Origin of the sequence: Xanthomonas sp. NCPPB 3569, assembly GCF_041475645.2 — a bacterium.
Lineage (GTDB): Bacteria > Pseudomonadota > Gammaproteobacteria > Xanthomonadales > Xanthomonadaceae > Xanthomonas > Xanthomonas phaseoli.
Genome location: NZ_CM192969.1, coordinates 3,186,567 through 3,199,673, shown reverse-complemented (window position 1 = coordinate 3,199,673; position 13,107 = coordinate 3,186,567). Strand labels below are relative to the sequence as shown.

Genomic DNA, 13,107 nt, shown 5'->3' with positions numbered 1-13,107 from the left:
GGGGCCGCGATGCTAGCGCGCATGACGTGCTTGCGCATCTGCCGCCGCACAGCGAAGCTTTGCGCCATTCTTAGGACACGGACGTTGTCATGCTGATCATGCCGCTGCACAAACCCTGGTCGCGCCAGAACATCCCCTGGGTAACGCTGCTGCTGGTGCTGATCAATGTGGCGGTCTACCTGGGCTACCAACGCAAGGACGACAGCCTGGTCGAGAGCGCCGTGCACTATTACGTGCACTCCGGCTTGGGCGCGCTGGAGGCCGATGCGCATGCGCGCTACCTGCAGCAGACCGCCAACGCCAAGCTGCGCGCGGCACGCCAGGCAAAACTGGACAGCGTGCCTAAACCGCAACGCATCGCGTATCTGGCGCACCTGACGATGCACGATGTCGCCTTCGAACACGCCCTGCGTAGCGGCAGCTTGTTCAAGGACGACGCGCATCTGCGCGAGTGGCGTGCATTGCGTGCGCCTTACCAAACGCGGCTGTCAAAGATATTTACGCTGCGCCACTTGCAGCGCAGTTCCGAATGGTCGCCAGCGCGCATGCTGACCGCCACGTTCCTGCACGGCAGCTTCGATCATTTGCTGGGCAACATGCTGTTTCTGCTTGCCTTGGGTACCTTGCTGGAAGGCGCGATCGGCAGTGGCTGGTTCCTGTTGTTGTATGTGCTCGGCGGATTCGGCGCCAGCCTGGCCAGCTTGTGGTGGCGCTGGGGCGAGCCCGGCGGCGGTCTGGGCGCCTCCGGCGCCATCGCTGCGCTGATGGGCGCGTTCTGCGTGGTCTGGGGCAGGCGCAGGGTCCGTTTTTTCTATTGGTTTTTCGTGGTCTTCAATTACGCACGCGGCCCGGCGATCCTGCTATTGCCGCTGTGGCTGGGCTGGGAGTTGTATAGCCTGGCATCCAACGACGACGGCGCAGTCGCCTTTGAGGCGCATGCCGGGGGACTGGTGAGCGGTGCCTTGTTGGGCGCCTTGCTGGTGGTGTTGCGGCAGACCCGGCCGGTATTCATGGAGGAGGGCGACGCAGTTGCGGTGGACGATCGCTGGGCGCGTGCGCAGCGCCATCTGGGCCGGATGGAAAACGCCGAGGCCGAACATGTGCTGGCGGAGTTGGCGAGCGAGCAGCCGCACAATCTGGAGGTTGCGCTTGCGCGTTATCGCGCCGCGCGTCATGCAGGGCGCAGCCAGGACAGCCTACGCCACGCCGAGACGCTGCTGGCCCTGCAAACCCACAGCGCCGAACAGACGCGCATCCAGCTGGCAGTCGCCTCCGAACTCGGCAAGGCCAAGATCGCCTGCAGTCCGACGGCGCGCAAGGCGCTGATCGCTGCGTGCATGCGTAACGGCCTGTTGGCCGATGCCGAGTGTCTGTTGAAGGACGGCGAACTGAGTACGCCCCGCGACGAATTAGCCCAACAGTGGTTCGTGCTTGCCTTGCGTCACGGTGAGCTGCAAGACAGTGCGCAACGTACGCGCTTGTTGCGCCAAGTGCTGGATCAGTTTCCCGAGCAGGCACAGGCGAACAAGGCGCGTTTTTTGCTCGAGAACGGGTGAGCGGTTCCGCTCGACGCGCGCGCCTTGACGCGCGCGACGCCGGGCGGGCAAAAGCCGGTCGAGTTGGCCGACAGGGATGGTTCTGGGTGTGATGGACTCTGTCTGTCTGGAACCTGCAGAAGGGTCCTCAGCCGATCACGCCGGCTGAATGGCCACCGCTTTCAGTGCCGCATCCAGCTTCGCGCGCAATGCTTCGTCGTCGCAGCGATCCGTCGCATTCTGCAAGACGGCCCGCGCTTGCTCGTCGCGACCGAAGCGCTCGGCGAGCAGCACGCCGGCGTCCAGCGACCAGGCAGGCAGCATCGGGTCGCGCGGCCACGCAGCGATGGCGGCCAGCAGGCCATCGGTGACCAGTTGGAACTGCCCGGCCATCTTTGCGCGCTCGGCCAGCAGGTTGGCCTGCTCAGGCGTCAGTGGCGTAAATGTGGCGTCGATGTCCAGCGCTTCGCGCTGCAGCGCGAGCGCGCGCCGTTCCTGCTTTTCCTGCAACAGCCGATTGATGTATTGGCGAGTGTGTTCGCGTAGTTCGTCGTTGCGATGGTGTTGGCGCAGCAAGCGCTGATACAGCTCGTGCACCGCCAGGCTCACCGCGCGCGAGCGCACCGCGCCACGCAAGGCCTGAAAGGCTTCGTCGGAATGCCCGTCGCGCACGTACTGTTCCGCTTCGTCGAGCAGGCGCTGGTCCGGGTCGCTGCGTTCGTGCGCATCCGCGCCACTGGGCACATAGCCCAGCTCTTCGTGGTACTGGTACACCAGGTACCCCAGCAAGTGAAAGCTGGCGAACAGCGTCCAGATCGAGGTCACCATGACCGTCGCTTCGCGCACGAGCGGCGGAAGGTATTTGGTAGCGAAGAAGACCGCTGCCGTGCCGCTGCCCTGGATCACGTAGAGCAGGCCGTAGGCGGCCAGATACGGCCAGCCGATCCGGAGCGCCATGTCGATGGAGACGGCGGGGTTGAGTGCGCGGCGCAGGCTGCCGTCGATGGCCAGCGAGATCAGCATGCCCGGCAGCAGCAGCATGGTGCCCAGATAGGCAACTGCCAGGCCGAACGGGCCGGCGATCACGGCTCCCACGCCGATCACGATGCCCAGCGCGATGGCCAGCAGGATCAGGCGCAGTACCGCGCTGTCGAAGCTGTTGTAGCCCAGGCGTGGCGCATCGGTCTGGCCATCGGCGGTGTGGCGCAGAATGTCGAAGGCATAGGTGTAGGTCGCCATGCCCAGCACACCGGCAATCACCAGTTTCAGGATGCCCGGCAGCACCAACAATGCGCTGCACAGCGTCAATGCGATCAGCGCATATAGCGCCGAGCCACGCAGCGGGTAGGTGGCGATGGCGGGAATGCGGGTCCAGAACGGTGCAGGCGCAGCTTGCGCGGCCAGCGTGCGTGCGCGAAAACGGTCTTCCATGACGCTCCCCAAGCGTGTGATGTGACCGGATTGTGCGGGGCCGCGTGTCGCCACGCAATCAGGGGTGGTCAAGCCGACAAACCTGGATCGCCCGCGACCGGCGACATGTCGCGGGCATGGTCTGCAAACTGCTGGCCAGGCAGTGCATCAGTGCCGGCATTGCATTGGAGCATGCTGTGTCCGACAGCAGCGTCGGCGCATCGGCAGCCCGCCAATGCGGTGCGTGCGTGACTGTCCGAGGTTCCAATCGAGCCACAGGTAAAATGGTGGCCCGCCGCGCTCTTGCGGTCCTGCGAGCGACCGCGCGCCGCAGCCGCAGCCGCGGCACTGCCATCGCCCGCATCACAAGGAGTATTGCTTGATTCCGTCTGCCACCGGCAACCCGCAGGTCCGCATTCGCAGCATCGATGTGCTCTCGGACAATTGGTATGTGCTGCGCAAGGTCACGTTCGATTTCCAGCGCAAGGACGGCCGCTGGCAGACCTTGTCGCGCGAGGCCTACGATCGTGGCAACGGCGCCACCATCCTGCTGTATAGCCGAGCCAAGCAGACGGTGATGCTCACCCGTCAGTTCCGCCTGCCGACGCTGCTCAATGGCAACCCGGATGGCATGTTGATCGAAACCTGTGCCGGCCTGCTCGACCAGGACGATGCGCTGACCTGCATCCGCAAGGAAACCCAAGAAGAAACTGGCTACCGCATCGACGACGTGCGCAAGGTGTTCGAGGCCTTCATGAGCCCTGGCTCGGTCACCGAACGCCTGTACTTCTTCGTCGGCGAATACTTCGACGGCGACAAGCTCAATCAGGGCGGTGGACTCGAAGAAGACGGCGAAGAGATCGAAGTGCTGGAGCTGTCGCTGGATGCAGCGCTGGCGATGATCGGCTCAGGTGAGATCGCCGATGCCAAGACCATCATGCTGTTGCAGTACGCCAAGTTGCATGGTGTGTTGGATTGAGGTGCGCGCTGTCTACCCTGCCCAGTATGGGTAAGTAGGCAAACACGCAACGCGCGGATGCCCAGGCTCTCGCTCAACGAGCTCGTCTCAACACTTTGTCTCGATGTTCTAGTGGATTGCCGCTGTGGCAGTTATTGCCGTCTTGAGCTAACGAAAAGCTAGCTTGCTGCCCTTTCGGATCAGTTTCTTGGTCGATCCGAAATCCATACATATTCGGATTGAGCGAGAGATCGGAGACGTCGTCGCGCGAGAGAATCAGGCACTCGTCTCCGTTCTTATCGAGCCACCAAGGTCCACGTTCGGTTGTGGTGGTGGTGTTGCGTTGCGTTTCGGGCGCGATACATGCCGTCTTCAAAATGTATCGCCGGCTTTCCTTGTTTCCTTTGGCCTCAAGCCAGAGTTCTGCGCTAACGGCCTGGCATTGCGTATTGTCTGGGTGCAGCTTGCCGACATAGTGACCTGCAAGCAGGTGCTGCCTGCCCTGTGGCCATGCGCTGGGCGGGTCGTCTTGATTTGCGTTCTGCTCAGCGAAGGTTGTGTCCGCGCTGATGAGTAAAAAAAGTGACGAAATAACAGCTGCATCTGCTTGCATCTGCGAGTCTCCTTGACCTCCGGATGTGGTGCTGCGCGAGCACGCTCGATTGCGATGCCTTGTTGGTCAGGCTTTATTGCGTGGAGGCGCACAACCACGCTGGTTGCAATGCAAGGCTCACCGCTTCCCACCAAAAATGCTACCGAAGATGCCGCGCACGATTTGCTGGCCGATCTTGTTGCCCACCGTGCGCGAGGTCTGCTTGGCCATCGCTTCGAGCATGCCCTGGCGGCGGCCGGTGCCGAACACCGCGTCCTTGACCGCCTGGCCGAAGCCGCTGTCGTGCGCGTCGTCGTCTTCGCGAGTGCGGGCAGGCGGTGCGGCATTGTGTTCGGCCACCTGTTCGACGCGACGCGCCAGCAGTTCGGCAGCCGATTCGCGGTTGATCGCGGTGTCGTAGCGGGTGCCGACCGGGCTGCAGGCGCGTACCTGCGCGCGTTCGGGCGGCGTGATCGGCCCCATCCGGCAGCGCGGCGGTGCGATCAAGGTCTGCTGTACCGGCGCCGGCACGCCCTTGCCCTGCAGCGGCGACACCAGCGCCTCGCCGGTGCCCAGGCTGGAGATGGCGGCGGCGACATCGAGCTTGGGATTGCCGACGAAGGTTTGCGCGGCGGTCTTGACTGCTTTCTGGTCGCGCGGGGTGTAGGCGCGCAGTGCGTGCTGCACGCGGTTGCCGAGCTGGCCGAGGATGTTGTCGGGAATGTCGTCGGGAAACTGCGAGCAGAAATACACGCCCACGCCCTTGGAACGAATCAGGCGCACCACTTGTTCGATGCGCTGCACCAGCGCCGCCGGCGCATCGTCGAACAGCAGGTGCGCCTCGTCGAACACGAACACCAGTTTGGGTTGTTCCAGGTCGCCTACTTCGGGCAAGCGTTCGAACAGTTCCGACAGCAGCCACAGCAGGAAGGTGGAGTACAGCTTGGGCTTGAGCACCAGTTGGTTGGCAGCCAGGATGCCGATCACGCCACGGCCATCCGGCGCGACGCGCATCAGTTCGGCCAGCTCCAGCGCAGGCTCGCCGAAGAACTGTTCGCCGCCGTCCTGGGACAAACGCAGCAAGGCGCGCTGGATGGCGGCCACCGATTGGCTGGACACCAGTCCATAACTGGTGGAGAGCTCCTTGCGCTCTTCGACCACCAGCGCGAGCAGCGCGCGCAGGTCGTCCAGGTCCAGGAGCAGCAAGCCGCGGTCGTCGGCCAGCTTGAACACGATGTCCAGCACACCGGACTGGATGTCGTTGAGTTCCAGAATCCGGGCGAGCAGGGTGGGGCCCATCTCGCTGACGGTGGTACGCACCGGATGCCCCAGCTGGCCATACAGGTCCCAGAACACCACCGGGTTGGCGGTCGGGGCGTAGTCGGTCATGCCCAAATCGTTGGCGCGCTGCAGCACGCCGGGCGCGCCATCACCGGCCACGGCCAGGCCGGCGACATCGCCTTTCACGTCCGCCAGGAACACCGGAACGCCCAGCCGCGAGAAGCCTTCGGCCAGGGTCATCAAGGTCACGGTCTTGCCGGTGCCGGTGGCGCCGGCTACCAGCCCGTGGCGGTTGCCGAAGCGGCCTTCCAGCACAACCGGGATATCGTCGGTGACGCCTTTACCAAGCAGGAACGAGGCCATTGCGCTGATCCGGTAGGAAAGGGCCGATTCTAACGGGCAAACCCAGTGGGCAATGCCGGCCGGCAACTCGGCAGATCCTGGTCGGCAGGCTGGGTCGAACGGGCGATCATGCACGCGCAGCGCTGCAGCCGCAGACGCACCCAATTCCTCGCGTCGGTGAGCCGGTTGGCAGGTGCCGCACGCATCGATCGCGCCCACCAAGCTAACGGCCCACTGACCCCGGTGGCCCCGCTGCCTTGCCCCGATGTTGCCCCGGCGGCTACCCTGCCTGCCTTTCCGCTGTACTGCCTACGATGCCGCTCGCTCATTTTGGTTTGCGCCCATGGCCTGTCCTGGCTGTGGTGGCGCTGATGTCTGTCGTCCCCGCCGCCCACGCCATCTCCAAACGCGACACGGAGAAGGCCGCCGCGCTCGATGCGCGCATGGCCGCCGCCGAAAAGCGCTATCGCGATGCGCTGGTGCTGGTGAACAACTCCGACCCCAAGGGCACCGCCGAAGGCGATGCCGCGCTGGAGGACATGGAAGACATCATCGACGCCTGCATCAAGCAACGTGGTTGCCTGGTGTCCAACCAGTTGGCCACCTACAAGCGCCTGCTCAAGGCGCGCGCCGATGCCGAGGCGCCGGCCGCCGAAGATCCGGAAGACGACGACACGCTGCTGCAAGCCGACCCGGACCATCTCGGCCCGGCGTCGAACGGCGTGCCAGAGGCCGCGCGTGCCGCCACGCTGCTCAACGACCAGCGCCACGACTTCGACAAGATGGTGCAGTACAACCCGGCCGTGCAGGCCGGTATCCGGCGCTGGCTCACCGATATGCGCCCGGCGCTGCTGACCAGCTACGAAAACTACAGCAACCTGCGCGGCGTGATGTGGCCGGAATGGCAGAAGCGCGGCCTTCCAGAAGCGCTGCTGTTCGGCATCATGGCCAAGGAATCCAACGGCAAGGTGCATGCCAGCTCGCGCGCGGGTGCGGCCGGGTTGATGCAGTTCATGCCTGCCACCGGACGTCGCTTCGGGCTGGGCCCGGACGGCACCGGCTTCGATACGCGCTTTGATGCACGCAGTGCCGCCGAAGCCAGCGCCGCCTACCTCAATGAGCGCATGGCCGGGCTCAACCGCAGCATCGAACTGGCACTGGCCGCCTACAACGGCGGCGAAGGCCGTGCCGCACGCGTGTTCTCGCAGAGCGGCGGGCGCGGCTTCTGGGAGCAGGACGTCTATAACCAGTTCCCGGCCGAAACAAAGGACTACGTGCCGATGGTGATCGCGGCGGCGTGGATCTTCCTGCACCCGCGCCAGTACGGGGTGGATTTCCCCAAGCTCGATGCGCAGCCGGCCACGCTCAAGCTGGCCAAGTCGACCACCATCTACGAACTCACCATCTGCCTGGGCAGCATGGGCACGCGCGACGGCTACATGCGTGCGCTGCGCAATCTCAACCCGCGTTACGAATCCGACGGCTGGATTCCGGCCGGCACGGTCATCAATGCCACCAACCGCATCGTCAACCTCTACACCCGTTACTGCGTCAACGGCCCGCGTGCGGATCTGGCACGTACCCTGATCACCGCCGACCTCAACAGCGCGATCGTGCGCAGCAGCAGCGCGCCTGAGTACGTGCCCAGCGTCGCGGTGGGCGATGTCAGCCAGATGGCCGGCATCCCGACCACGGTCGCTACCGGCCAGCCGGCAGTGGCCAAGCCCAAGGCCAAGCAGGTACGCAGCTACACCATCGCCAAGGGCGACACGCTCGGTCGCGTGGCGAACAAATACCAATGCGAGATCAAGGAGCTGGCCAAGGCCAACGGTTTGAAGGCACCGTCGTACGCCCTCAAGCCCGGGCAGAGCATCAAGCTGGCCGGTTGCGATCGCTGAACCATGCGCTGTTGGTGCGGTGCTGATGGCCGCACCTGTTAGGCGGCGGTGCGCATCGGGCTGAACCCGCTAGCGTGGGGCAGGCCAGGCCGCGTCAACGCCGGTCCGGTAGCCTCAAACACGGGCTGGAGCTTTTCGATCTGAAGCTGGGAACACAGCGCGCGGGTATGCGCCGCGTTCTCGGGCATGCTTGGTCGCGGCCAGGTCCGCTCCTGCGATGGCGGCGAGCTCGTGACAAGTCTGGTTGCCGCGGGAGCGGAACCGGCAGCGACGAAGCCTCCAAATCGCCCTGTTGTGTGCCGTGTGTTTTTTATCTTGGGCCGAGCAAGACGGTGCGCGTAGGGGCTGCGCATCGTCGGGAATGTCTGGTTACGGCCAAGTCCGCTCCTACGCCGCGGTGTTGCACTTCACTGGCGACGGGCGAGCGCCTGGCCAAGACGAACCGATGTTTCGGCCGCAAGATTGCCATCTAGCGTGGCCACGCCCGGCGGCAGCAGCACGATCACGGTCGAGCCGTAATTGAACCGGGCCATCTCCGCGAACTTTTCCAGCACGATGCCCTTGCCGCGATAGTCCTTGCGCGTGATGCGGTCGCCATAGCGCGGAATCTCCACGCCGCTCCAGACCGTCTCCACACCCGAGACCAATAACGCGCCAACCATCACCGAGGCCATCGGGCCGAACTCGGTGTCGAAGTGACACACCAGCCGCTCGTTGCGCGCGAACAGGCGCGGCACGTTGCGCACTGCATCCGGGCCCACGCTGAACAGCCGGCCGGGCACGTGCACGGTTTCGCGCAGGGTGCCGGTCCACGGCATATGCACGCGGTGGTAGTCCTTGGGCGAGAGATACACGGTGGCGAACAGACCGTTGTTGAACGGCACTGCGGCCGCTTCGTCGCCAAGCAACTCGGCAGCGGTGAACGACTGCCCCTTGGCCTGGAAAATGCGGCCGTTCTCGATCGGGCCGAGCTGGCTGATGCGGCCGTCGGCCGGCATCAGCACCGCCGCAGGGTCGGCATCCGGCACGCGCGCGCCGGGCTTCAAGGCGCGGGTAAAAAACGCGTTGAAGGTGGGGTAGGCGCGCGGATCCGGCTCCTGTGCCTCGCTCAGGTCCACGCCGAACTTGCGCGTGACCGTGTCGATCAACCACTGCTTGGTGGAGGGGGTCTGCGAATAGGCCAGCGCGCGCGCCAGCGACGACAGCAACCGGTGCGGCAGCACGTAGGTCAGGGAAGTGACGAGACTCACGGAGCGGTTACCTTGGTCAGCTGTTGGAGGTCGGCGGCGATCGCCTTCGGATCAAGCGGGGGACGGATCAACCCGGCCAGACGGCCTTGCGGATCGAGCACGGCGATGCCGGCCGAATGATCCATGCTGTAGTCGTTGGGATTCTGCGCATAGCCCTCGCCCGGCACCTTCTGGAACACGAAGCCCAGCGCGGTGGCAAAGCGCTCCAGCGCCGGCACGTCGGCAGTGGCGGCCAGGGTGTCCTTGTGGAAGGCGTGCGCGTACTCGCCCAGGCGCGCAGGCGGATCGCGCTGCGGGTCCACCGAGACGAACAGCACGCGCGGGCGCAAGCCATCGGGAATGCTTTCCCATTGCTGTTGCGCCACGGCCAGATCGGTCAAGGTGGTGGGGCAGACATCGGGGCAAAACGTGAAGCCCAGAAACACCAGCGTCCAATGCCCCTTGAGCTCGCCGGGCACCAACTGGGTGCCGTCGGACTGGCGCAGGCTGAATTGCGGCAGCGGGCGCGGCTGCGGATAAAAGGTGATGGTCTTGGTGGGGGGCCATGGCGAACTGGGCGCGCCGCCAAGGAACTTCTGGCCCAGCAACATCCCCAGGCCAGCGGCCAGGGCCACCAGTAGCACGATGCCGGTATTGCGATTGAACATGGCGGTTTCCAGTGCAACGGACGCTCATGATACCGATCCGACCTCTATAATCGGGGGCCGATTCCTCTTTAGTTGTTGCCATGACTGCCGCCGCGGCCGACGAACTGCACACCATCATCGACCTGATCCGCTATGGCACCAGCCGTTTCAACGCAGCCGGTCTGACCTTCGGCCACAGCTACGACAATGCGCTGGACGAAGCCACCCAACTGGTGCTGCACAGCCTGCATCTGCCGCACGATCTGGGCCCGGCCTACGGCCAGGCGCGCTTGCTGCGCTCGGAAAAAGAGCAGGTGCTCGGTCTGTTCGAGCGCCGCATCACCGAGCGCGTGCCGGCCGCGTACCTCACCGGCGAGGCCTGGTTTGCCGGCCTGAGTTTCAAGAGCGATGCGCGTGCGCTGGTGCCGCGTTCGCCGATCGCCGAACTGATCGAAGCCGGCTTCGAGCCGTGGCTGGGCGGGCGCGAGGTGACCCGTGCGCTCGACCTGTGCACCGGTTCGGGCTGTATTGCCATCGCGATGGGCCACTACAACCCGCAGTGGGATGTGGACGGCGTGGACATCAGCGACGATGCGCTGGCGCTGGCCGCCGAAAACAAGGCGCGCCTGCATGCCGACAATGTCAGCTTGCTCAAGTCGGACCTGTTCGCCAGCCTGGGCGGTCGCCAGTACGACCTGATCGTCACCAACCCGCCGTACGTCACCAACGACGAAACCGACGCGCTGCCGCAGGAGTATTCCTACGAGCCCGAACTGGGCCTGCGCGCCGGCGACGATGGCCTGGACCTGGTGCTGAAGATCCTGCGCGATGCGCCGCAGCACCTGAGCGAAGACGGCCTGCTGATCTGCGAGGTGGGCGAGTCCGAGCAGCACCTGGTCAAGCTGCTGCCGGAAGTGGATCTGGCCTGGGTCGAGTTCAAGGTGGGGCAGATGGGCATTTTCGCGGTGGAATGCCGCGAATTGATCGCCCACGGCGCCCGCATCGCCGAGCTGGCCGCGCAGCGATGAGCCTGCGCGCATGAGTGCCAATTCGTTCGGCAAGCTGTTCACTGTCACCACCTTCGGCGAATCGCACGGGCCGGCGATCGGCTGCGTCGTCGACGGCTGTCCTCCCGGCCTGGAGCTGGCGCCGGAAGAGTTCGCCCACGACCTGCAGCGCCGCGCCAGCGGCAAGAGCCGGCACACCTCCGCGCGCCGCGAGGCCGACGCCATCGAGATCCTGTCCGGCGTGTACGAAGGCCGCACCACCGGCACGCCGATCGGCTTGCTGATCCGCAACACCGATCAGCGCAGCAAGGACTACAGCAATATCGCCCAGCAGTTCCGTCCGGGCCATGCGGATTACACCTACTGGCAGAAGTACGGCATTCGCGATCCGCGCGGCGGCGGGCGCTCGTCGGCGCGCGAAACCACCATGCGCGTGGCCGCCGGCGTGATCGCCAAGAAGTGGCTCAAGCAGCGTTATGGCGTGCTGGTGCGCGGTTTCCTGTCGCAACTGGGCCAGATCCGTCCCGCTGGTTTCGACTGGGATGCGGTGGAAGACAACCCGTTTTTCTGGCCGCATGCCGCGCAGGTGCCGGAACTGGAAACCTACATGGATGCGCTGCGTAAATCCGGCGATTCGGTCGGTGCGCGGGTGGACGTGGTCGCTGGCGGCGTGCCCGCAGGCTGGGGCGAGCCGATCTACGGCAAGCTCGATGCCGAACTCGTGGCGGCCTTGATGAGCATCAATGCAGTCAAGGGCGTGGAGATCGGCGACGGCTTTGCCAGCGCGGCGCAGAAGGGCACCGAGCACCGCGACCTGATCACCCCGGAAGGCTTTCTCAGCAACCATGCTGGCGGCATCCTGGGCGGAATCTCCACCGGCCAGGCGGTCACCGCCTCGATGGTGCTCAAGCCCACCTCCAGCCTGCGCTTGCCCGGCGCCACGGTGGATGCCGACGGCAGCGTGGTCGATGTCATCACCACCGGCCGGCACGACCCGTGCGTGGGCATCCGCGCCACGCCGATCGCCGAGGCGATGATGGCGCTGGTGCTGATGGACCAGGCGCTGCGTCACCGTGCGCAATGCGGCGATGTGGGCGAGGTGTCGCCCCGCATTCCCGGGCAGGTCGATGTCTGACGGCCGTCGCGCCAAGGTGTGGGTCAGCCAGCCGCTGTTCGACGATGTCGTCGCGCAGTTGGGCGAGCATTTCGAGCTGACCACCACGCAGCGCGTCAGCGCGTATTCGCCGGCCGAGCTGGCTGCGCAACTGGCACCGCTGGACGGCGCCCTGATCACCCTCAACGAGCGTATCGGCGCGACCGAAATCGCCTCCGCGCCGCAGCTGCGCGCCATCGCCAATGTCGGCGTGGGCTACAACAACCTGGATCTGGATGCGCTGAGCGCCGCCGGCATCCTGGCCAGCAACACGCCGGACGTACTCACCGAAACCACCGCCGATCTCGGCTTCGCGCTGCTGATGGCCACCGCGCGCCGCATCACCGAGCCCGAGCGCTGGTTGCGCGACGGGCAGTGGGGGCAATGGTCGTTCAAGACCATGCTCGGCGCCGATATCCACGGCAGCACGCTCGGCATCCTGGGCATGGGCCGGATCGGGCAGGGCATCGCGCGGCGCGGCGCGCACGGTTTCGGCATGCGCGTGCTGTATCACAACCGCAGCCAGTTGCCGGCCGCCACCGAACAGGCGCTGGGCGCGCAGTACGTCGATTTCGAGACGTTGCTGGCGCAGTCCGATCACCTGGTGCTGGTGCTGCCGTACACCACGGAGTCGCATCACTTCATCGACGGCGCGGCGCTGGGCAAGATGCGCGCGACTGCCACGCTGGTGAATATCGCCCGCGGCGGCATCGTCGATGAGCTGGCGCTGGCCGACGCGCTGGCCAACGGCCGCCTGGCCGGTGCCGGCCTGGATGTCTACGAAGGCGAGCCGCGTGTGCGTCCGGAGTTGCTGGCGCTGCACAACGTGGTGCTCACCCCGCATATCGGCAGCGCCAGCCTGGCCACCCGCCGCGCGATGGTGCAACTGGCGGTTGACAACCTGATCGCTGCGCTGGGCAAGGGCCCGCATGCCGGCAACCCGCCGAGCGCGCTCAATGCCGATGCGATTGCCGCTGCCAAACGTGGCGGCGCGATCGTGGGCGCGAGCAAAACCATTTCGACCAAACGATAGGGAACCTCCGCGGCCAGCGTTG

General features: G+C 65.4%; 11 protein-coding genes. 6 read left to right on the top strand and 5 right to left on the bottom strand.

Features of this window, described 5'->3' with window-relative positions; all coding sequences use genetic code 11:
* The first annotated feature begins 89 nt into the window (after window positions 1-89).
* Window positions 90-1,556, top strand: coding sequence for a rhomboid family intramembrane serine protease (locus tag ACCQ03_RS13965; protein WP_209227499.1), 1,467 nt, complete (start codon window positions 90-92; stop codon window positions 1,554-1,556).
* A 135-nt stretch (window positions 1,557-1,691) separates the two neighbouring features.
* Here ACCQ03_RS13965 and ACCQ03_RS13960 read toward each other — a convergent pair whose 3' ends face one another.
* On the bottom strand, window positions 1,692-2,966 hold the full coding sequence (locus ACCQ03_RS13960) for a DUF4013 domain-containing protein (RefSeq protein WP_057678823.1): 1,275 nt from the start codon (window positions 2,964-2,966) through the stop codon (window positions 1,692-1,694).
* 358 nt (window positions 2,967-3,324) lie between these two features.
* On the opposite strand from ACCQ03_RS13960, the gene nudK reads away from it, so the two are divergent.
* Entirely contained in the window at window positions 3,325-3,924 is a 600-nt protein-coding gene (gene nudK, locus ACCQ03_RS13955) for a GDP-mannose pyrophosphatase NudK (RefSeq protein WP_057678822.1), read from the top strand.
* A gap of 73 nt (window positions 3,925-3,997) precedes the next feature.
* On the opposite strand, the gene ACCQ03_RS13950 is transcribed toward nudK, so the two are convergent.
* On the bottom strand, window positions 3,998-4,516 hold the full coding sequence (locus ACCQ03_RS13950) for a hypothetical protein (RefSeq protein WP_244664154.1): 519 nt from the start codon (window positions 4,514-4,516) through the stop codon (window positions 3,998-4,000).
* Window positions 4,517-4,633: 117 nt separating this feature from the next.
* Window positions 4,634-6,139, bottom strand: coding sequence for a helicase HerA-like domain-containing protein (locus ACCQ03_RS13945; protein ID WP_209227501.1), 1,506 nt, complete (start codon window positions 6,137-6,139; stop codon window positions 4,634-4,636).
* A gap of 293 nt (window positions 6,140-6,432) precedes the next feature.
* Between ACCQ03_RS13945 and ACCQ03_RS13940 the strand changes: the two genes are divergently transcribed.
* Window positions 6,433-8,016 (top strand): transglycosylase SLT domain-containing protein, encoded by a 1,584-nt coding sequence (locus ACCQ03_RS13940; protein ID WP_017156362.1) that lies wholly within the window; start codon window positions 6,433-6,435, stop codon window positions 8,014-8,016.
* A 407-nt stretch (window positions 8,017-8,423) separates the two neighbouring features.
* On the opposite strand, the gene asd is transcribed toward ACCQ03_RS13940, so the two are convergent.
* Together asd and ACCQ03_RS13930 are read right to left on the bottom strand one after the other, a co-directional pair.
* Window positions 8,424-9,266 carry an archaetidylserine decarboxylase gene (gene asd / locus ACCQ03_RS13935; RefSeq protein WP_039567218.1) on the bottom strand — a complete coding sequence of 281 codons (843 nt, stop codon included), beginning with the start codon at window positions 9,264-9,266 and terminating at the stop codon, window positions 8,424-8,426.
* Window positions 9,263-9,913: an SCO family protein gene (locus ACCQ03_RS13930; RefSeq protein WP_209227503.1), complete on the bottom strand. Its 651-nt coding sequence runs from the start codon at window positions 9,911-9,913 to the stop codon at window positions 9,263-9,265. The genes asd and ACCQ03_RS13930 overlap by 4 nt, the downstream gene beginning before the upstream one ends.
* Window positions 9,914-9,993: 80 nt before the next feature.
* Between ACCQ03_RS13930 and prmB the strand changes: the two genes are divergently transcribed.
* Genes prmB through ACCQ03_RS13915 form a run of 3 tightly spaced genes read left to right on the top strand, consistent with a single transcriptional unit; the run spans window position 9,994 to window position 13,085 of the window.
* Window positions 9,994-10,920 (top strand): 50S ribosomal protein L3 N(5)-glutamine methyltransferase, encoded by a 927-nt coding sequence (gene prmB / locus ACCQ03_RS13925; protein ID WP_057686978.1) that lies wholly within the window; start codon window positions 9,994-9,996, stop codon window positions 10,918-10,920.
* A gap of 10 nt (window positions 10,921-10,930) precedes the next feature.
* Entirely contained in the window at window positions 10,931-12,034 is a 1,104-nt protein-coding gene (aroC, locus tag ACCQ03_RS13920) for a chorismate synthase (RefSeq protein WP_057677617.1), read from the top strand.
* The gene (locus ACCQ03_RS13915; protein WP_209227505.1) at window positions 12,027-13,085 is read left to right on the top strand and encodes a 2-hydroxyacid dehydrogenase; all 1,059 of its coding nucleotides are present in this window, start codon (window positions 12,027-12,029) and stop codon (window positions 13,083-13,085) included. The genes aroC and ACCQ03_RS13915 overlap by 8 nt, the downstream gene beginning before the upstream one ends.
* The last annotated feature ends 22 nt before the right edge of the window (window positions 13,086-13,107 follow it).

Excerpts from the sequence above, each read along its gene's own strand:
- aroC (WP_057677617.1), top strand. The coding sequence starts at position 10,931 with ATGAGTGCCAATTCGTTCGGCAAGCTGTTCACTGTCACCACCTTCGGC.
- ACCQ03_RS13930 (WP_209227503.1), bottom strand. The coding sequence starts at position 9,913 with ATGTTCAATCGCAATACCGGCATCGTGCTACTGGTGGCCCTGGCCGCT.
- ACCQ03_RS13965 (WP_209227499.1), top strand. The coding sequence starts at position 90 with ATGCTGATCATGCCGCTGCACAAACCCTGGTCGCGCCAGAACATCCCC.
- ACCQ03_RS13915 (WP_209227505.1), top strand. The coding sequence starts at position 12,027 with ATGTCTGACGGCCGTCGCGCCAAGGTGTGGGTCAGCCAGCCGCTGTTC.
- ACCQ03_RS13945 (WP_209227501.1), bottom strand. The coding sequence starts at position 6,139 with ATGGCCTCGTTCCTGCTTGGTAAAGGCGTCACCGACGATATCCCGGTT.
- ACCQ03_RS13960 (WP_057678823.1), bottom strand. The coding sequence starts at position 2,966 with ATGGAAGACCGTTTTCGCGCACGCACGCTGGCCGCGCAAGCTGCGCCT.
- ACCQ03_RS13950 (WP_244664154.1), bottom strand. The coding sequence starts at position 4,516 with ATGCAAGCAGATGCAGCTGTTATTTCGTCACTTTTTTTACTCATCAGC.
- ACCQ03_RS13940 (WP_017156362.1), top strand. The coding sequence starts at position 6,433 with ATGCCGCTCGCTCATTTTGGTTTGCGCCCATGGCCTGTCCTGGCTGTG.
- prmB (WP_057686978.1), top strand. The coding sequence starts at position 9,994 with ATGACTGCCGCCGCGGCCGACGAACTGCACACCATCATCGACCTGATC.